Source organism: Chryseobacterium candidae, assembly GCF_004916905.1.
In the GTDB taxonomy this organism is placed as follows: domain Bacteria; phylum Bacteroidota; class Bacteroidia; order Flavobacteriales; family Weeksellaceae; genus Chryseobacterium; species Chryseobacterium candidae.
The window spans coordinates 89,481-109,059 of the sequence record NZ_SDLV01000003.1; the positions used below are offsets into that span (position 1 = coordinate 89,481).

A 19,579-nucleotide genomic window follows, 5' to 3' on the forward strand; every position below is an offset into this window, starting at 1 on the left:
AATTAACCTTTTGCTTTAGCTATGATTTCTTCAGCAACGTTTTGTGGAGTAGCCTGGTACTTCTCTAATTCCATAGAAGAAGTAGCTCTTCCTGATGAAAGTGTTCTTAGAGTCGTTACATATCCAAACATTTCAGAAAGTGGAACAGAACCTTTGATTACAACAGCACCGTTTTTCTCTTCCTGACCACTGATAGTACCTCTTCTTTTGTTAAGGTCACCAATGATGTTACCCATATATTCTTCCGGAGTTACAACTTCCAGTTTCATAATAGGCTCCATAATTACTGGCTTAGCAGCACGTCCCGCTTCTTTAAATCCTAATTTAGCAGCCATTTCAAATGAAAGAGCATCAGAATCCACTGCGTGGAAAGATCCATCTTTAAGAGTAACTTTAATACCTTCAACTTCGAAACCAGCCAATGGACCGTTCTTCATTGCAGCTTTAAATCCTTTTTCAATAGCAGGAACAAATTCTCTAGGAACGTTACCACCTTTGATCTCATTGATGAATTCTAAACCAACTTTACCTTCGTCTGCAGGTCCTAGTTCAAATACAATGTCAGCAAATTTACCTTTACCACCAGATTGTTTTTTGTAAACTTCTCTGTGTTGAGCAACTTTTGTTAAGTTTTCTTTGTACTCTACCTGAGGTTGTCCCTGGTTTACTTCAACTTTGAACTCTCTCTTCATACGGTCAACAATGATATCTAAGTGAAGCTCACCCATACCAGAGATAATCGTTTGTCCAGAAGCTTCGTCAGTTCTAACAGTAAACGTAGGATCTTCTTCTGCCAGTTTAGCTAAAGCGTTACCCATTTTATCCTGGTCAGCTTTGGTTTTAGGCTCAACAGCGATACCGATTACCGGATCAGGGAAAACCATCGATTCAAGAACGATTGGATTTTTCTCATCACACATCGTATCACCAGTTTTGATAGACTTGAATCCTACCGCTGCACCAATATCACCAGCTTCAATATATTCTACCGGGTTTTGCTTGTTAGCGTGCATCTGATAGATTCTTGAGATTCTTTCTTTATCTCCTGAACGAGAGTTCAAGATGTAAGAACCTGCATCCAGTCTTCCAGAGTAAGCTCTGAAGAATGCTAATCTTCCCACAAACGGGTCAGTAGCAATCTTAAATGCAAGAGCTGCGAAAGGCTCATCTACAGATGGCTTTCTTGTGATTTCAGCGTCTGTTCTTGGATCAGTACCTTTGATATCATCCTTATCTAATGGAGAAGGCAAGTATTTACATACTGCATCCAACATAAACTGTACTCCTTTGTTCTTGAATGAAGAACCACAAGTCATTGGGATAATAGATAAATCGATAGTAGCAGCTCTCAATGCAGCATTGATTTCTTCTTCTGTAATTGAATCCGGATCTTCAAAGAATTTCTCCATCAAAGTTTCGTCATATTCAGAAACAGCTTCTACTAGTTTCTCTCTATATTCAAGAACTTCATCTTTCATATCTTCAGGAATTGGCACTACTTCGAAAGTAGCTCCTTGTCCTGCTTCATCCCAGATGATCGCTCTGTTTTTAATTAAGTCAACAACACCTTTGAAATCTTCTTCAGCACCGATTGGTAAAACGATTGGAACTGCGTTAGATCCTAACATTTCTTTAACCTGGTTTACCACGTTAAGGAAGTCAGCACCTTGTCTGTCCATTTTGTTTACGAATCCCATTCTTGCAACTTTGTAGTTGTCAGCAAGTCTCCAGTTTGTTTCAGACTGAGGCTCTACTCCATCTACTGCAGAGAATAAGAATACCAATCCATCCAATACTCTTAAAGATCTGTTTACCTCTACTGTGAAGTCAACGTGTCCCGGTGTATCAATGATGTTGAAGTGGTAAGGTTTAGTTTCTGGTAAAGCTTTTCCTTGATCTGTTGGAAAGTTCCAAGAACAAGTGGTAGCTGCAGAAGTAATAGTAATACCTCTTTCTGCTTCCTGCTCCATCCAGTCCATTGTAGAAGCACCATCGTGAACCTCTCCAATTTTGTGGTTTACCCCTGTATAGAATAGAATCCTTTCTGTAGTGGTAGTCTTACCTGCATCAATGTGAGCAGCGATACCAATATTTCTTGTGTATTTAAGATCTCTTCCCATTTCAGATTAGAATTTGAAGTGTGAGAAAGCCTTGTTAGCTTCCGCCATTTTGTGAGTATCAGATTTCTTTTTGAAAGCAGCACCTTCTTCTCTTGAAGCAGCTACAACTTCGTTAGCTAATTTCAAAGCCATAGACTTATCATTTCTAGCTTTAGAATATTTGATTAACCATTTCATTGCCATAGAAATCTTTCTATCAGCTCTGATTGGCATAGGGATCTGGAAGTTTGCTCCACCTACTCTTCTGGAACGTACTTCTACGTGAGGCATTACATTTGTAAGTGCATCTTTCCAGATTTCAAGTGCAGTTTTTTCGTTATCTCCTTTTTTAGTTTCTACGATATCTAATGCATCATAGAAAATTTTGAATGCGATTGACTTCTTACCGTCAAGCATTAAGTTGTTTACGAATCTCGTTACCAATTGATCATTAAATTTCGGATCTGGTAACAACGGTCTTTTTTTCGCTTTTGTCTTTCTCATTGCTTTTGTACCTTATTTAATGATTATTTTTTCTTTCCTTTTGCAGGAGCAGCAGCTGCTTGTCCTGGTTTAGGTCTCTTAGCTCCGTACTTAGATCTTCTCTGTGTTCTTCCATTTACACCAGCGGTGTCTAATGCACCTCTTACGATGTGGTAACGTACTCCCGGTAGGTCTTTCACCCTTCCGCCTCTAACCAATACTATCGAGTGCTCCTGAAGATTGTGTCCTTCGCCCGGGATATAGGCATTCACTTCTTTACCGTTAGAAAGTCTTACCCTTGCTACTTTTCTAAGTGCAGAGTTAGGTTTCTTAGGTGTAGTTGTATATACTCTCGTACATACACCACGTCTTTGTGGACAAGAATCTAGGGCAGCCGATTTGCTCTTCTTGGCAAGCGTGGCTCTTCCTTTTCTTACTAATTGTTGAATAGTAGGCATTTAATTGCTTTTTATTTTAGGGTGCAAAAATAGTAATATTTTTTTAATCTACAAGCACTTATATAAAAATTAAAATCAAATACTTACATAAAAATAAAAGACGTTTCAATATAACAATCCGGAAAATATAATATACATGAGGAAAAGGGGAAAAAATATACTTTTTTCAAGCTTAAAAAAAATAGTATTAAATAATTATGAAATTTATTGATTCCTGATTTTCAATATTTTTTCCTTTAAAATAGATTCCGGAGATCAGATCAGATGTATTTAAAACTTTCTTATCCTGTAGAATTTAAACTTCAATTTTAATTCTACATAAGATAGCTTTGGATCCATTCAATCATGGTATCGTGCTGAAGATGCAAGAGAACCAATAAATAAAAAACACCGGAAAAAATAAGATACGAAGATTTTATTGCGTTATTATTAAATGATATAACTCCGGAATCATTTCTTTTTAACAGCAATGTAAAAACAATAAATAATAATGTGGAATAAATATAATTCCATCTCATCCAATCAATTCCGAGATAATATAAAGGAGTAACCCAAAGAAGACAGATCACATTACAGAAAAGATAGTTATAAAATGATTCTTTTTTAAACAGATAAACATAGAGTCCCATTTGAAATACCATGATAAGAAGCTCAATAGCATGAACCAGAAATGATAATTTATACTGAAGAACATAATTAAAATCAAAATAATATTCCATATCAAAAATATTCTCTTTCTGAAAAACTACCCCTCTGCTTTTCAAAATAGATAAACTTTCTCCTTCGTTCACATTTCCACCAAAAAAATAGATAATCCCCATAGTGGCAAAAGCAGCTACTGTAATAGACAGGAAATATTTAATATTAATTTTCTGCCACTTGGAATAATTAATCCATAATAAAAACGGAAAGAAAAAAAATCCTGCCTCGTGTATGAAAAGAAAAATGACATAAAAAATCCATAATAACGCATCATTAAGCTTAGATTTTTTTACAAAAGAATACCAAAGCATTATAAGAATCAGTATGACTTCTCTTCTGCCAGCATTTCTCACAGTCAATGCAGGAAATAAAAGAATATAAGGAGAGGCCATTATGGCCAGATAAAAAAGATCAACTTTATATTTTTTCAAATATAAAAGTGTCCCATACAGAATTCCTGAAAGACACATGATCTGAAGAATAAAGATTTGAAATTGTAATTTCAGTCCCGTTATATCCTGTATATAAAAAAACATTTCTCCCAAAAGACCTCTTCTTTTAAAACCGCCATCTGTATAGTTGATCAGCCAATCAGAAAGAGTCCAGGCTGAAAATGGTTCATCAGCCTTAAGATATAATGCTATAAAAACACCTATATAAATCAGTACAATTACAATACTGAAATATTTAACCAGTGATCTTTCTTTATTTTCAGGCATATTGATGAGAGTATCGAAAAACATAAGAGTATATAATTTCTGAGGTATATTTTAGATAAGCACAATATTAATATTTCCAAACTATATTTAAAAACTTTCTTATAGTTATGATCTATTAATAACCAAGAGAGTTCGGCACGATATTTCGTAAATTTGAAGTATACAAAATGACAAACCATCAATCACATCAACAAAGTTTCATCCTATACTGAACCGAAGCAGTGATTGTATCTAATCTTAAAAAAATAAATATATACATATGAAAAATGCTAGTATCATTGGCCTTAAAGAAGCCGATTGCAAAAAGATTTCAGAAAAATTAAACGTTTTATTGGCTAACTATTCTGTATTCTATCAGAACACAAGAGGTTCACACTGGAATATTAAAGGAGAGCAGTTCTTTACCCTTCATCCGAAGTTTGAGGAATTGTATAACAGCCTGGTTTTAAAAATTGATGAGATTGCAGAAAGAATCCTTACGTTAGGAGCTACGCCTGCACATAATTATTCAGATTACCTGAAAGTAGCAACTATTAAAGAAAGCAAAGAAGTAACGGATGGTACTAAAAGTGTTGAGCAGATTCTCAATTCATTCAAAGTGGTAATTGATCTGCAGAGAGAACTTCTGGACATTACAGATGAAGCGGGAGACGAAGGTACCAATTCGCAAATGAGCGACTATATTACCGAGCAGGAGAAAGAAGTTTGGATGTACAATTCTTATCTTGGAAAATAACTCCATCATGGAAATATTTCAAAAAAATCGCCTTACATTTAGGCGATTTTATTTTTTATTTTTATATTTGCGTTAAAATTACACATATTATGAGCGACGTAAGGTTAAACTCTATCCTTGATAATGATTTCTATAAAATAACCATGCAGAATGCTGTGGTAAAGCTATTCCCGAGTTCTATTGTAAAATATGAATTTATCAACAGAGGGAAACACCACTTTCCGGAGGGGTTTGACGTTGCTTTAAGAGAAGCTGTCAATAAAATGGCCGAACTTAAACTTTCGAAAGATGAAAAAAAGTTCATGGCAAGAACATGTCCTTATATAGATCTGCCCTACCTCGATTTTTTAGAAGGTTATCATTATGACCCCTCTGAAGTAAAAATTCATCAGGAAGGAGGTGATCTTTCCGTCATCGTGGAAGGACTATGGTACAGAACGATACTTTGGGAGGTTCCATTGCTTGCATTGATCAGCGAACTTCATTATGAAATGAACCACTTGGAAAGAGATTCCAACGAAGTGGTCATGAGTAAAACAATAGAAAAAGCGGACTCGTTGGGCAGGCTTGGAGTAACGTTTGCAGAATTCGGGACAAGAAGAAGACACTCTTACAAGGTACAGAATCTGGTAATGGAAGCTTTAACCCAGAAAAAAGAATCTACTTTTATCGGAAGCTCAAACGTTCATTTTGCGATGAAGTATGGTGTAAAACCCATCGGAACACATGCTCATGAATGGTTTATGTTCCATGCTGCCGAATATGGATTCAAAATGGCCAACGAATTGGCACTGGAACACTGGGTAGATGTATACAGAGGAGATCTTGGAGTAGCCCTGTCTGATACTTATACTACAGATGTATTCTTCCAGCAGTTTGATAAAAAATTTGCCAAGCTTTTTGACGGCGTGCGCCATGACAGTGGTGATGCTTTGGAATTTGCAGATAAAACCATTGCCCACTATCAAAATAATGGGATAAACCCAATGTTTAAATATATTATTTTTTCCGATGCTCTTAATCTTGAAAAAGTAGAGGAAATTACCAATTATTGCAGAGGAAAAATAGGCATATCGTTCGGGATCGGAACCAATCTCACCAATGATGTGGGGTTAAAACCCATGAATATCGTAATGAAACTCATCGGCGTACAGGCTCCCAATAAAGAATGGATTCCTACAGTAAAACTTTCCGATGAACATGGTAAATATACCGGAGATCCAAAGATGATCGAACTGGCGAAAGAATTTTTAAGAATAAAAGATTAACCATAAAAGCGCAAAATGATGAAAAAAATAGCAATCCTGTGCGTAGTTTCTCTTTCTGTAATTTCATGTACCATTTATACAAAAGGTGAAGATGGTAAACCTGGAGTTCCTGCAAAATCAGCTAATGCAGAAACTTCATCAAAGAAAGATGAAAAACCAAAATTCAATCAGGAACTGGCAACCTCTTTAGGAGCCGATAAATATGGGATGAAACCTTATACAATCGTTATGCTGACCTCAGGTTCCGTTAAGATTGAAGACAAAGCCAAAATGGGCGAGCTTATGAAAGGTCACATGGCTAATATCGGTAAACTGGCAGATGAAGGTAAAATTGTTGTGGCCGGGCCTTTCCTTGAAAAAAATAAGGAAAACTACCGCGGTATGTTTATTTTCAATACCAAATCTAAAGAAGAAGCAGAGCAATGGGTAAAAACAGATCCTGCACTTCAGGCTGGCGTTTTCAGTTATGAAATTTTCCCTTGGTATGGTTCTGCTGCCCTGCCTTTATACCTTAAGCATCATGATGAAATTTCGAAAGAAAATCCTTAGATAATTAATCCCCACCTATTCAAATGTAAAATTAGTAATTTCAACCAAAAAGAGCAAAATACTCAAAACTATTTAAATTAAGATCAAAAACACAATTAAATTACTTGTCAAATGTAAATAATAATAAATATTTGGTTTTATAACAAAATAGTATTATATTGGTAAATAAAACTTTTACCAATATGAAAAAATTACTATTCTTGAGCTTTACGGCGCTCTCTATAATGGGCAGCGCTCAGATTTTAGTCACAGAAAGTTTTGAAAACGGAACTTATCCTGGTTTTACAATTACTGGTGGATACACCGCAACTCCTACTACCTATATTGTAGGGAATTGTGACGGCGCAATATCCATAGGTGCTGAATCATACGGCTCCAATACTGCCAACAGAACTATAAACCTGTTATATACCAAACCGGCAAGTGTAACTGCCAATGGAAAAAAAATTGATATTTCTTTTTCATATTCAACAATTGCTTATGATACTTCAAGTTTGATCGGAGGAAATATTAACGTGGAATACTCTACAGACGGCGGTACCACATATACACCGGTTAGTACTCCTATTACATTAACTTCGGCCGCCCAAACCTGCGCTTCATATACAGGTACAATCCCTGAAAGTGCCAATGTAAACGGAAATTTTATACTCCGAATTCAAACAGTAGGTACTACGGGAACTACTTATGATTTTTACAGTTTTATAGATAATGTAAAAATTAAACAGGAGGTTACTGCCACACCTGCATGTACCACTATAAGTGCTCCTGTAAATGGTGCAACCGGAGCATCTGTACGTCAGCAGATTTCCTGGGCAGCAACAGCCGGAGCAGAATCCTATAAAATTAAAGTAGGTACTACTTCAGGTGCCTCCAATATCTATAGTGGAACCACATTTAACACATTCTATACTCCTACAGCATCAAGTGCTTTTCCTCAAAATACAACATTATATGCAACTGTAACTCCTACCAATGCTTTAGGAGATGCTACAGGATGTCCGGAAATTTCATTCACAACCGGAGCTAATCCTTTTGCTCCTTATTGTGGCCCTCTTCTTGCTAAACTTGGTGTATATCCTATATCCAATGTTGTTTTCAGTGATATGACAAACGCCTCCAGCGCTACTGCAAATACAGGTAACGGCCAGGAAAACTTCACCAATAAAATAGCCAGCGTTATAAGAGGTACTTCTTATCCTATAAGTATGACAGGTACTTCAGTTGGCACCACCAACCGATTTGGATTTACTGTATTCATAGACTGGAATCAAAACGGAAGTTTTGCTGATGCTGGTGAATCTTACTTTGTTACTTCCGATTTTGCAGGAGGTACCGGCACACCTTTAACTGTTAATAAAACTATCGCTGTTCCCGCTACTGCCACTTTAGGGAACACCAGAATGAGAATTAAATATCATTTTAACAGCTCAACAACTTCCGTAAGAACAGAATTATCTAATCCATGTGCGGATCTTAGCCAAGGCCAGGCAGAAGACTACACCATAAGTGTTCAGGACGTACTTTCTACTTCAGACATCAACCTGAACAAGAAAACAGAGATCTCTGTTTACCCTAATCCATTTAAAGATGTACTTAGAATTTCTGATACTAAAGGCGTAAAATCTATTATAGTGAGTGATGTTTCTGGCAGACAGATCAAAACCCTTAGCCCAAGCAATGAACTGAATCTTTCTGAACTGAATTCAGGACTATACCTGATCAATCTTCATATGGAAGATGGAACTGTAAAAGCGATTAAAGCAATTAAAAAGTAAAGTTCTAAGAAATTTTATAATAATAAAAAGGTTATCCCAAAATGAGATAACCTTTTTTACTTACATAATGATTAGATAAAATGATCCCTCTTGAAAAAGATTATTATAATTTAAAAGCATTATAACAAAGAGAAATATCTTGCTTCAATAAATGAATTAATTTAATGATTTTAGCACTTAAGCAGCTTATTTTAAATAAGTTAATCAGAAACCAAACTAATTAAGAATTAATCTCATGAAAAAAATGAACTTTACAAAGCTTTCAAGAACAGAACTGAAAGATGTATTCGGCGGAACATTGTATCCGGCAGAGTGTCCGGGAGGATGCCATGGTGAAGCTATGATCAGATGTCCTGACGGCACAACCAATATGACTAATTTTATATGCATGGGCGGAACCTGCCAACCTGCAGCAATGTGCAGGCCATTGATTCTTGAACCTTTTCCTTATCCGGCTATAATAACGCCGTAATCTGAACAAATAATACATAAAGTGAGCTTTCAGGCTCACTTTTTTAGTATCTTTAAATAAAACAAAACCATCATGAAAACCATTGAGGAAGTTCTTAAAAGACTGGATGAAATCATCATCTGGTGTAAAGAAAATCAAAGTCCGGCTGGATATTTTGCCTGTACCTACAGAATTATGACCGCACAGGTTCTGAAAGGTATTCAACAGAAAAAATTTGAAGACAATCCGAGGATGACTTTGCTTGACATTGCATTTGCACAGAGGTATCTTCAGGCATGGGACAGCTACAGCAAAGGAGAAAAATGCACCAATTCCTGGTATATTGCTTTTGAAGCGGCTAAAAACAAAAATCTGCTGATATTACAGCATATATTTCTGGGAATGAATGCACACATCAATCTGGATCTGGGTATTTCTGCTGCTTCCATCATGCCTTACCGGAAAATAAACCCCTTGAAAAAAGATTTTGAAAATATTAATAATGTTATCGCTTCCATCAATCAGAATGTACAAAATTCACTGAATAAGATATGTTATCCTGTAGATCTTATTGACAAACTTTCCAATGGAAAGGATAATGCCGTTCTTGATTTTGCTATTTCAAAAGCAAGAGATACTTCATGGGCAACGGCAGTCATTGCCTCCAACACTCCCAATTTCTTACGGGAATCTGTGATTGGCATTGTAGATTATGCAGCAGCAAAAGTTGCTACCCAAATCCTGAATCCGAAGATCTTAGCTCCTGCTCTTTTAAAGGAACTTAAAAAATGTGAAAGCAGCGATGTGGTGAAAAATATTGAGATTCTGGAGTCTACAAAAACTTCATAAAAAAGGCCGGGATCTTCCTCACGGATCCCGGCCTCATAATGAACAAAATGAAAGAAACTATAGTGCTTCCTTATGCTTTTTGCGATAGGCATAATGGAAAATAATAGGCAGTACAGTAAATGACAGCAGCATACAGATAATTAATCCTCCAACAATCATAATGGCTAACGGTTTCTGAATTTCAGAACCCATTCCGTTGGACATCGCTGCGGGAAGAAGTCCCATAGAACCCATCAGGGCAATCATCACCACCGGGCGGATTCTGCTTTTCACTCCCAGCGCTATGGATTCTTTGAGTGACATTCTGTTTTGCAGATTCTCTTTCATAACTCCGATCAGAACGATACCGTCTATGGTAGCCACTCCAAACAGGATGATAAACCCAATTCCCGCTGAGATCCCGAAGATGGTTCCTGTAAACCACAGGGACAAGAATCCTCCAATGAAAGCAAATGCCAGGGTAATGGATGAAATCAGCGTATCTTTTATGTTTCCGAAGTTAAAGTATAGCAGCATCAGAATAAGAACTAAAGAAATCGGTACTACCATAGCCAGCTGTTTTGCGGCTCTTTCTTTACTTTCAAATTCTCCGGCCCACGTCATTTTATGCTTTTTCGGAAGCTTCACTTCCTGATCTACTTTCGCTTTGGCTTCCTGAATGGTACTTCCCAGATCACGCCCTTCAATATTAAATCCAACTCCGATATATCTGCTGTTTCCTTCACGATAAATAAATGACGGTCCGGTGTGATAATCAATGGTTGCAATTTCCTTCAACGGAACTTTTTTATTGTCCTGAGTCGGGATGAGAATATTTCCCATCTTTTCAGGTGTATCTCTGTAATCTTTTTCAAATCTGAGCATTACGTCAAACATTCTTTCCTGTTCGTAAAACTTGGTGGCAGCCTGCCCTCCGATTGTCATTTCAATGACCGCCTGTGCATCTGCTGTGGACACCCCATATTTTGCCATTTTGGAATCATGAAGTTGTATTCTCAGCTCAGGAAGTCCGATATTTTTAAAAACATTCACATCGGATATTCCCGGAACTGTTCTGATGGAATTGGCTACTTTATTGGCATAATTTTCCAGCTCAAATAAATCATTTCCAAAAATTTTAATGACCAGCGGTGCTTTTACTCCCGCTACATATTCTTCCACATTATCCTGTATCGGCTGGCTGAATCCAAAATTGATACCCGGAAATTTCTCAAGAGAGACTCTCATTTCTTCTAGGAGTTCTTCTTTGGATATTTTTTTCTTCCATTTATTTTCCGGCTTCAGCTGAATATTAAATTCGATATTAAAAAATCCGGTGGGATCTGTTCCGTCATTGGGGCGGCCTGTCTGGGTCATGACAAATTGTACTTCATCATATTTCATGAGAATCTCCTTCATTTCTTTGGTTAACCTAACAGATTCATCCAGATTGACACTGTTGGGAAGGGTTGCTCTTACATAGATGGCACCTTCGTTCAGTTTGGGTAAAAATTCAGATCCGTAATTGGAGAATCTCCAGCCACAAACGGCAAGCAAGGCAACGAAACCAATAATGAATCCTTTTTTGTGACGATCACTGAATTCGTAGATTCTATAAATATTAACTCTGAAGAATCTCGAAATAAAGTTTTCTTTCTCTTCAATATTTTTAGTCAACAGCAGTTTACACATTGCCGGAACATAGGTCAAACTTAAAATCAATGATCCCAATAATGCATATCCCAGTGTAAATGCCAAAGGAGAGAACATTTTTCCTTCCACTTTCTGGAAAGAGAAAATCGGCATCAGCGCAACGATAAGAATCAGCAGGGCAAAGAAAATATAGCTTGCTACGCTTCCTGCACTTTTCTTGATGATTCCCAGTTTTGAAATTTTATTGAATCTCCGCAGCCCTATCTTTTTCGCTTTAAGCTCGAGGGCGACAAAGACGTGTTCGACAATAACCAGTGTTCCTTCCAGAAGCAGCCCAAAGTCCAGTGCTCCCATGGAAATCAGGTTGGCCGGCAGACCCTGAATTTTCAGCATAATAATAGCAAACAGAAAAGCCAAAGGAATTACTGATGCTACGATGAAAGTAGTTCTCCAGTTGTAAAGGAAAATAAATACAATGACGGAAACCAGAATGATTCCTTCAATAAGGTTTTTGGAAACGGTATGAACGGTAGTGTTCACAAGCTCCGTACGGTCAATGATCGGAACAATCTGTACATCACCGGGAAGCTCTCCGCCATTCAGTTCTTCTATTCTGTCTTTCAGCCTTGCAATGACTTCGCTTGGATTTTCACCACGAAGCATAATCACAATTCCTTGTACAACATCATTTTCTTTGTTGTATCCTACCTGTCCTAATCTCGGTTTTGCAGAAACTTTTACTTCGGCAACGTGCTTTACCAAAATAGGCGTAGAACCTTTTACCTCGATCTGAATATTTTCTATATCTTCTTTTTTCTCCAAAAGACCGATCCCCCGCACTACATAAGCCTGATCACCTTTTGCCACTACATCTCCTCCTACATTGATATTACTCTTCGAAACCGCTTCATACACATCCAGGGGGGAAAGGTCGTAATTGTGTAATTCCGTAGGATTAATTTTTATTTCATATGTTTTTTCTTCTCCGCCAAAGCTCACCACATCTGCCACACCGGGAACGGCCAGCAATTCTCTTTCTACCACCCAATCCTGAATGGCTGTCACTTCTTTGATCGGAAGCTTACTCTTGATAATATACCGGTAAATTTCTCCTGTAGCACCAGAGGGAGGTTCAATGCTGTACTCTGCTCCGGCAGGAAGTTCTACATTTCCGAGTTTATTGGAAGCATATTGCTGGGCATAAAAATCATTGACATGGTCATCAAAAATAACCGTCACCACAGATAATCCGAATAAGGAAATAGAACGTACCGAAGTTTTATTCGGGATGGCATTCATTTCCTTTGAAATGGGTAATGTGACAAATTTTTCTATTTCCTCAGCACTTCTTCCCGGCCATTGGGTAATCACTCTTACCCTTGTATTGGTAACATCCGGAAATGCTTCAATGGGTGTATGTATGTAGGAATAGATTCCTCCAGCCAGCAATAGAAAAGTTCCCAAAAGAACAATCAATGAGTTTTTTAACGAGAAGGAAACTATATTCTGTACAAATTTTCGCATTACTTCGTGGAATTATTTAATTGGTTTTTCAGATTTTCATAGATCAGCAGTCCGTTGGAAGCAATAACATTTTCACCCGGTTTTAAATTGCCTTCTACATAGATATATTGACTGTTGGAAGCAATCTCCGTGACGGGTCTTATCTCAAGCTCACAATCCTTTTTATAAACCACGACATAGCTTTGGTTATTATCAAAGATTAAAGCTTTTGCAGGAATTGCCAATGCGCTTTTGTTTTGTGAGTTGATGGGTAATACAACATCCGCGGACATTCCCGGCCTCAGTTTCATTCCATTATTATCCATAATGATTTTGGCTTTGAGTACCCTTTCGTTTTCATTGAAAACCTGGGAAACGGTATTAATCTTACCTGAAAAACTGTCATCAGGATAAGCAAGTGTTTTTACCACAACCGGCTGATCTGCATAAACGTGTCTCATATTGGTGGCATATACATTGGCCATTACCCAGACTTTATCCAGGTTGGAAATGGTAAACAGCTGATCTCCTCCTGCGGTAACAGGCATTCCTTTGGAAATATTCTTCGAAATAACATATCCGTCTGCAGGGGCTTTGATCTGAATCGTACTTCCTCCTGCAGAATAAAGCTGCATATTTTTCTGTGTCTTGGAAATATTGGACTGTAATATCGCAACTTCGGAACGCGCTTCCTGCAAATCTTTCTGAGAGGCAATATCATCTTTATACATAGCTTCTACAGAGGAAAGTTTTCTTTTCGCAACAGCCAGCTGTGCCTGTAAGGTCTGCGTATCATCCTGCATTTCATTAACAGCTGTACTTTTTACACTGGCCAGCGTCTGTCCCTTTTTTACATAGTCACCAAGAGAAAAATAGGTATCCATCACCACTCCATCCACAAGGCTCACAAAAGGAACTGTTTTATCAGAATTACTTTCTACTTCTCCGGTAAGTGTAATACTTTCTTCTATGGGAAGCATTTCTGCCTTAGCCAGTTTAATCTCTTTTTTAAGTTCTTTGCTGATGCAATAAGCTTTTTCAGGTTCTTTATTTTCTACTTTTCCGGCACAGCCTGTAAAAATAATGAGGGCAGACAGGTAAGCTGCAGCGCTGTATTTAGTAATATTTTTGTTCATAGCTTATAAATCTTGTCCTACAACATACTGCAGGTTTTCGTAGTATTGATTCAATTCTTTTTTAGTATCCAGGATGATCATTTTATTTCCGATGTAGGTATCCAGAAAATCCATGTACTCCAGCATGCTGATATTTCTGAGTCTGAAGTTTTTTTCGTGGCTTACCAGCAAACCATCGAGTGTAGCTTCATAATTGTCATCAATTTCTTCCGAAACCTGTTGTGTTCTGATATAGTTTCTGAAGACAGAGACAATTTCATTCTCAGACTTCAGCATGTTTTTGCGGGTCTCAAGCTTGCTTTTCTCAATCTCAAGCTTCGCTTCCTGGATATTGCCTTTATTGCGGTCGAAAATGGGCAGATCAACAGAAACTCCCAACCCTATAAAGTCTTTCATAATATTTCCTCCCCGGTCATAGCCTATAGAAACTGCAACATCGGGAGTCTTCATGGCGTTTTGAATTTCCAGATTTTTAGCAGCATGTTTTTCTTTATTCTTCGAGATCATGATGTCGGGACGATTTTCTTTGGCCTTTTCCATCCATTGAGTTACTTCCAGCTCTGATAGTTGTTTTTCGGGCATAACAAATGAATCTGAAATCTCCAGATAGGTTTGGGAAGGCAGCATCAATAAGGCTTTAAGCTCTACCTGCTGATCTTCAATTTCCTGCTTCAATGAAACCAGCTTCTTTTTAAATTCAATTTCCTGTGCTTTTAAGCGGACATATTCAGCTTTACTGATATTCCCAAGGTTTAATTGATTATTATAGGATTTTGTTAATTTCTCAATGGAAGCAATCTGCCCCTGATAGATTTTCTGTTGTTCCTGATTGTAAAGAATTTCAGTAATGGTATTTCTGAGCGTCTTCTTAAGTTCACGTAAAACTTCCTGCAGTTCATACTTCTCACCTTCCACTTCTATTTTCTGAAGTTCGATATTTTTCCTTCTTTTACCTGCAGTCTGAATCACCTGTTCTATCTCGGCAGAAATCTGAGTACTTTTTCCCCAGTTTCCGATGAGCGCAGGCTGCTCTTCGATATCATAGGTTCTCCATAGATTGACTTCACTGATACTCAATGTAGGGTTAGGCCAGTATTTAGCCTGAACAGCTCTTGCCTCGGCTTGTGAAATTTCAAGCTTCTGCGCAATAAGGTCAAGGTTTTTAGCAAGAAAAATAGTTTCAGCCTCCTTTCTGCTGATTTTCATAGTGTCTGAAATCTGTGCAGAAAAGAAACTGAAACAGGGAATATAAAATAGGGTAAAAAATAGCTTCTTCAAAGTCTTTTTATTTAAGACCACAAAGCTATTTGTCTTATATTAGAGGGAATTGTAAAGAAAATTAAAATTCGGTTAGTTCAACATTAGAGTTTGATTAGAACTTTTTTAAAACACTAATAACACAAATATTTTCACTAATGACACGATTATGAATAAGCCGGAAATTCAAGAAGCACATTAGTCCCGACATGAACAGCAGAATCTATTTTCATGACAATATGATGATGATCAAAAATACTTTTAGAAAGGGATAATCCAATCCCACTGCCTTTTACCGTATCTACATTTTTTCCTCTGTAGAACGTTTCAGCTATTTTCACAAGATCATCAGCCGGAATTCCTCTTCCTTCATCTCTGACCTCAATATTCAGCTGATTGCTTTTTTCTGATAATGTGATCACTATAGGTTTGTCATAGGAATATTTGATGGCATTTTCTACAATATTATATAATGCAAGGTAGAGAAGTGTCTCGTTTCCCGGGAATTCCAATAAAGCAGGTTTTGTTACCTGAAGCTGTATTTTGATAGATGAATTGTTTTCTTTTGCTTTGGTTTCTAATTTTTCATAAATTTTCCAGATCAGCTCATCTACTCTCATGAGTTTGTGAGAAGACTCCAGTTTTGTCATTCCGGACATCAGCAAAAGATTGTTGAGAATATTTTCAATCTCATACACGTTTTCCAATGACTGCCTTGCCACTTCTTTATATTCTTCCGGTGTACGGTCTTTTTGGGCAAAGACTTCCAGGTTTCCGGATATTGCCGCTAAGGGCGTTTTGAATTCATGAGAAACATAATTGATAAAGTTCTGCTGCAGAAGCACATTTTCAGAAATTCTGCCCAGCAGTTTATTATAAGATTTAATAAGATCTTCAATCTCATCATTGGTATTCGTGGAAGTAATAATTGCCGTAGAGATATTATTATATTCCACTTTATTGATGCGTTCCACTACATTGGAAATAGGTTTATAAACCACCTTAGAAAGATATCTGCTCAGAAAATAAATCGCAAGCAGACCAATGACCAATACCGAAAGCATGATAATAGCCAGTCTCAGGATCTGCGACTGGAAAGAATCGTTGGAAGATTTCACGAAAACCACAAAATCTCCCTGATTGTCCGGATAAAAAATCCCGTAATAGAATTGATTATCAGACATAAACTGTATTCCTTTGTTGTTTCTGACAGCCTGTAAATGGGACAGTTTTATATTCTTATCGTTCAGATTATGTCCAAAAGTAACTTCATTATTCTGATTATAAACTGCTACCCTGTTATTCTGAATCAGATGGTTGTATTCTTTTTTGATCTGGGCATGTCTGTCTTTGGGAAGCTCATCTTTTTCAAGATAATAAATAGCAGAAATTAACGCCGTATTCCGCAGCTTTTCAAAATAGAAAATCTTGGTACTGTCATAATAGGCAAAAAATATCACCGCAGATGTAATGATAGAAACAATGCCGAATGAAAGGCTTGAAATAAGGGTAAATCTGTTTCTGAGCGTCATTTTCAGTCTTTGATCAAATAACCGGTTCCTTTTACCGTATGAATAATTTTATGTTCTGTCTCATCAATCTTATTACGCACATAGGAAATGTAAACATCTACTACATTCGTTGTATTATCAAAATCAATTCCCCAGACTTTATGCAAAATCTGGGTTCTGCTCAATACCTTATTTTTATTCTCCATCAGGAAAGTAAAAAGTTTGTATTCCGTAGGGGAAAATTCTATTTCTTTACCGTTCTGAGTTACTTTATGGAGATCCGTATCAATGGTGATATTGCCGCATGATAAAAGCTGATCGTCTTTCTGATAACTTAATTTATTTCTTCTGGTTAACGCTTTAATTCTTGAAATCAGTTCTTCAAAATGGAAAGGTTTTGATAAATAATCATCAGCGCCCATGTCCAGCATTTTGATTTTATCATCAGGACTGTTCAAGGCACTTAAAACCAAAATCGGAGTATAATTTCCTTTAAATCTGATAATCTGTGTAAGCTGCATTCCATCCAGTCCGGGAAGCATGATATCCATTAAAATAATATCAAAATCATAGGTATGAAGAAGTTCACGCGCCTTTTCCCCGGAATCTGCCAGGGTTGTAATATAGCCAGCCTCGGAAAGGCCTTTTATCAGGAAATTACTGATTCTTTGATCATCTTCTACCAACAAAATATTCATAAGTTTCTGAAATTTCCCATAAATATAGGTATTCTAATTAAGAAAGGAAGCTGGAGGCTGGAAGAGAGAAGTAATGAAGCTATGCCAAATAGTCTCAGACATTTCATCAATCTTTTAAAATTCTAAAACAAACAATAAGTATTGTTCATACAGCTTCCAGCCTTTTTTCATAATTTTGGAAGATGGAGATGATCTATTTAATTATTGGGTTGGTTGCCGGTGGTGTACTGGGAGCAATTATTTTATATTTTGCACTGAAATCGTCAATGGTTTCCAGAAGTTCTTATGATGCACTGAATACCTTATCTATTAAAAATCAATCTGATCTGGAAAATTCCAATCTGAAAATTCAGGAGCTTCATCAGAATATCAGTAAAGAGAAAGAAGCCAATATGCTTCAGCAGGATCTTTTGGATGATCTGAAAAATGAATTTTCTAAAATATCCGCCGAATATTCTTCTTTAAACATCCAGTTTCAGGAGTTAAAACAAATCAATCAGAGACAGACTTCTCAGATAGAAACCCACATTCTTGAAAAACAGACTCTTTTTGCTAAAAACTCTGAGCTTTCTGCTAAAAACGAAAGTCTCCAACAATCACTTGACACCCAGAAAGAAGAAATTATCAAGATTCAGGAAGAGTCTAAACTTCAGTTCGAAAACCTCGCGAATAAAATTTTAGAAGAAAAGACAGAAAAGTTTACAACTCTCAATCAAAATAACTTAAAAAATATCCTTGACCCTTTTCAGGAGAAAATTGCAGACTTAAAAAACAAAGTTAACGAAGCCTATGAAAAGGAAAATAAAGAACGTTTCTCCCTGGCAGAAAAAGTAAAAGAACTGGCAGAACTGAACCAGCAGATTTCCGAAGATGCCAAGAAACTTACCCGTGCACTGAAAGGAGAAAGTAAAACACAAGGAAACTGGGGCGAGATGATTCTGGAAAGTATTCTTGAAAAATCGGGACTGGTAAAAGGAAGAGAATATTTCCTGGAGCATGAATTACGCGATGAAGACAACAAAGCTTTATTCTCCGAATTTTCCGGAAAGAAAATGCGACCTGATGCCGTTGTAAAATATCCGGACGAAAGAAATGTCATCATTGATTCTAAAGTGTCACTGACTGCTTTTACCGAATTGGTAGACGAAACCGACGCCGATGTTTATGCCATAAAACTGAGCCAGCACCTTGGATCTATCAAGAATCATATTAATCAGTTAAGTCAAAAAGCATACGATGACTATGGAAAATCATTGGATTTTGTGATGATGTTCATTCCTAGTGAGCCTGCTTATATTGCTGCAATGCAGGCGGATCAGAATCTTTGGAACTATGCCTATGAAAGAAGAATCCTTCTCCTTAATCCAAGCAATCTGATCACCTCTCTTAAGCTGATTGCCGATCTTTGGAAACGCGAATATCAGAACCGAAATTCTATTGAAATCGCTGAACGAGGAGCCAGACTTTATGATAAATTCGTAGGCTTCGTAGAAAACCTGGAAAAGGTAGGACGAAATCTGGATCAGGCTAAAAATGTATACAATGATGCTTACAAACAGCTTCATACCGGAAATGACAACCTGGTGATCCAGACTCAGAAATTGAAATCATTAGGCATTAAAAATAAAAAAGATCTGCCTCAAAGTCTTATTGACAACAGCAGTTTCACAGAAACATCAGAAAGCTAAACCTCAGAAAAGCTATTCCCTTAGTTATTGGAAGCAGTATTCTTCTGAGCAAGCTATGTTCG

The 19,579-nt window shown here is 37.1% G+C and carries 16 protein-coding genes; 7 read left to right on the forward strand and 9 right to left on the reverse strand.

The window, feature by feature from the left end; translation table 11 throughout:
* Positions 1-2 precede the first annotated feature (2 nt).
* The 4 genes from fusA to EK417_RS01220 all read right to left on the reverse strand — a co-directional run bounded on the left by fusA (position 3) and on the right by EK417_RS01220 (position 4,485).
* The gene (gene fusA / locus EK417_RS01205; RefSeq protein WP_076597006.1) at positions 3-2,120 is read right to left on the reverse strand and encodes an elongation factor G; all 2,118 of its coding nucleotides are present in this window, start codon (positions 2,118-2,120) and stop codon (positions 3-5) included.
* Positions 2,121-2,126: 6 nt separating this feature from the next.
* Entirely contained in the window at positions 2,127-2,603 is a 477-nt protein-coding gene (rpsG, locus tag EK417_RS01210; RefSeq protein ID WP_062673583.1) for a 30S ribosomal protein S7, read from the reverse strand.
* 23 nt (positions 2,604-2,626) lie between these two features.
* Positions 2,627-3,040: a 30S ribosomal protein S12 gene (rpsL, locus tag EK417_RS01215; RefSeq protein WP_002983146.1), complete on the reverse strand. Its 414-nt coding sequence runs from the start codon at positions 3,038-3,040 to the stop codon at positions 2,627-2,629.
* Positions 3,041-3,354: 314 nt separating this feature from the next.
* Positions 3,355-4,485, reverse strand: coding sequence for a hypothetical protein (locus EK417_RS01220; protein WP_136521097.1), 1,131 nt, complete (start codon positions 4,483-4,485; stop codon positions 3,355-3,357).
* A 235-nt stretch (positions 4,486-4,720) separates the two neighbouring features.
* Here EK417_RS01220 and EK417_RS01225 point away from each other — a divergent pair, with 235 nt between their 5' ends.
* From EK417_RS01225 to EK417_RS01250, 6 genes are all read left to right on the forward strand, one after another.
* Positions 4,721-5,197, forward strand: coding sequence for a Dps family protein (locus EK417_RS01225; protein ID WP_110366432.1), 477 nt, complete (start codon positions 4,721-4,723; stop codon positions 5,195-5,197).
* 89 nt (positions 5,198-5,286) lie between these two features.
* On the forward strand, positions 5,287-6,465 hold the full coding sequence (pncB, locus tag EK417_RS01230) for a nicotinate phosphoribosyltransferase (RefSeq protein ID WP_076597009.1): 1,179 nt from the start codon (positions 5,287-5,289) through the stop codon (positions 6,463-6,465).
* Positions 6,466-6,480: 15 nt separating this feature from the next.
* Entirely contained in the window at positions 6,481-7,014 is a 534-nt protein-coding gene (locus EK417_RS01235; RefSeq protein ID WP_228457866.1) for a YciI family protein, read from the forward strand.
* A 182-nt stretch (positions 7,015-7,196) separates the two neighbouring features.
* Positions 7,197-8,792, forward strand: coding sequence for a GEVED domain-containing protein (locus EK417_RS01240; protein ID WP_136521098.1), 1,596 nt, complete (start codon positions 7,197-7,199; stop codon positions 8,790-8,792).
* A gap of 235 nt (positions 8,793-9,027) precedes the next feature.
* Positions 9,028-9,264, forward strand: coding sequence for a hypothetical protein (locus tag EK417_RS01245; protein WP_136521099.1), 237 nt, complete (start codon positions 9,028-9,030; stop codon positions 9,262-9,264).
* A gap of 72 nt (positions 9,265-9,336) precedes the next feature.
* Entirely contained in the window at positions 9,337-10,092 is a 756-nt protein-coding gene (locus EK417_RS01250) for a DUF5995 family protein (RefSeq protein WP_136521100.1), read from the forward strand.
* 57 nt (positions 10,093-10,149) lie between these two features.
* Here the strand turns inward: EK417_RS01250 and EK417_RS01255 are convergent, their stop codons facing one another.
* The 5 genes from EK417_RS01255 to EK417_RS01275 form a co-directional block, all read right to left on the reverse strand.
* Entirely contained in the window at positions 10,150-13,248 is a 3,099-nt protein-coding gene (locus tag EK417_RS01255) for an efflux RND transporter permease subunit (RefSeq protein WP_136521101.1), read from the reverse strand.
* On the reverse strand, positions 13,248-14,363 hold the full coding sequence (locus tag EK417_RS01260) for an efflux RND transporter periplasmic adaptor subunit (protein ID WP_076597014.1): 1,116 nt from the start codon (positions 14,361-14,363) through the stop codon (positions 13,248-13,250). The genes EK417_RS01255 and EK417_RS01260 overlap by 1 nt, the downstream gene beginning before the upstream one ends.
* Positions 14,364-14,366: 3 nt before the next feature.
* A complete protein-coding gene (locus EK417_RS01265; RefSeq protein WP_228457867.1) occupies positions 14,367-15,641 on the reverse strand; it encodes a TolC family protein in 1,275 nt (424 codons plus the stop codon).
* A 146-nt stretch (positions 15,642-15,787) separates the two neighbouring features.
* Positions 15,788-17,152, reverse strand: coding sequence for a HAMP domain-containing sensor histidine kinase (locus tag EK417_RS01270; protein WP_136521103.1), 1,365 nt, complete (start codon positions 17,150-17,152; stop codon positions 15,788-15,790).
* A 2-nt stretch (positions 17,153-17,154) separates the two neighbouring features.
* Complete coding sequence (locus EK417_RS01275) at positions 17,155-17,829, reverse strand: response regulator transcription factor (protein WP_076597035.1); 675 nt, start codon at positions 17,827-17,829, stop codon at positions 17,155-17,157.
* A 182-nt stretch (positions 17,830-18,011) separates the two neighbouring features.
* Between EK417_RS01275 and EK417_RS01280 the strand changes: the two genes are divergently transcribed.
* On the forward strand, positions 18,012-19,517 hold the full coding sequence (locus EK417_RS01280; protein WP_136521104.1) for a DNA recombination protein RmuC: 1,506 nt from the start codon (positions 18,012-18,014) through the stop codon (positions 19,515-19,517).
* Positions 19,518-19,579: the final 62 nt, after the last annotated feature.

Excerpts from the sequence above, each read along its gene's own strand:
- fusA (WP_076597006.1), bottom strand. The coding sequence starts at position 2,120 with ATGGGAAGAGATCTTAAATACACAAGAAATATTGGTATCGCTGCTCAC.
- rpsG (WP_062673583.1), bottom strand. The coding sequence starts at position 2,603 with ATGAGAAAGACAAAAGCGAAAAAAAGACCGTTGTTACCAGATCCGAAA.
- rpsL (WP_002983146.1), bottom strand. The coding sequence starts at position 3,040 with ATGCCTACTATTCAACAATTAGTAAGAAAAGGAAGAGCCACGCTTGCC.
- EK417_RS01220 (WP_136521097.1), bottom strand. The coding sequence starts at position 4,485 with ATGTTTTTCGATACTCTCATCAATATGCCTGAAAATAAAGAAAGATCA.
- EK417_RS01225 (WP_110366432.1), top strand. The coding sequence starts at position 4,721 with ATGAAAAATGCTAGTATCATTGGCCTTAAAGAAGCCGATTGCAAAAAG.
- pncB (WP_076597009.1), top strand. The coding sequence starts at position 5,287 with ATGAGCGACGTAAGGTTAAACTCTATCCTTGATAATGATTTCTATAAA.
- EK417_RS01235 (WP_228457866.1), top strand. The coding sequence starts at position 6,481 with ATGATGAAAAAAATAGCAATCCTGTGCGTAGTTTCTCTTTCTGTAATT.
- EK417_RS01240 (WP_136521098.1), top strand. The coding sequence starts at position 7,197 with ATGAAAAAATTACTATTCTTGAGCTTTACGGCGCTCTCTATAATGGGC.
- EK417_RS01245 (WP_136521099.1), top strand. The coding sequence starts at position 9,028 with ATGAAAAAAATGAACTTTACAAAGCTTTCAAGAACAGAACTGAAAGAT.
- EK417_RS01250 (WP_136521100.1), top strand. The coding sequence starts at position 9,337 with ATGAAAACCATTGAGGAAGTTCTTAAAAGACTGGATGAAATCATCATC.
- EK417_RS01255 (WP_136521101.1), bottom strand. The coding sequence starts at position 13,248 with ATGCGAAAATTTGTACAGAATATAGTTTCCTTCTCGTTAAAAAACTCA.
- EK417_RS01260 (WP_076597014.1), bottom strand. The coding sequence starts at position 14,363 with ATGAACAAAAATATTACTAAATACAGCGCTGCAGCTTACCTGTCTGCC.
- EK417_RS01270 (WP_136521103.1), bottom strand. The coding sequence starts at position 17,152 with ATGACGCTCAGAAACAGATTTACCCTTATTTCAAGCCTTTCATTCGGC.
- EK417_RS01275 (WP_076597035.1), bottom strand. The coding sequence starts at position 17,829 with ATGAATATTTTGTTGGTAGAAGATGATCAAAGAATCAGTAATTTCCTG.
- EK417_RS01280 (WP_136521104.1), top strand. The coding sequence starts at position 18,012 with ATGGAGATGATCTATTTAATTATTGGGTTGGTTGCCGGTGGTGTACTG.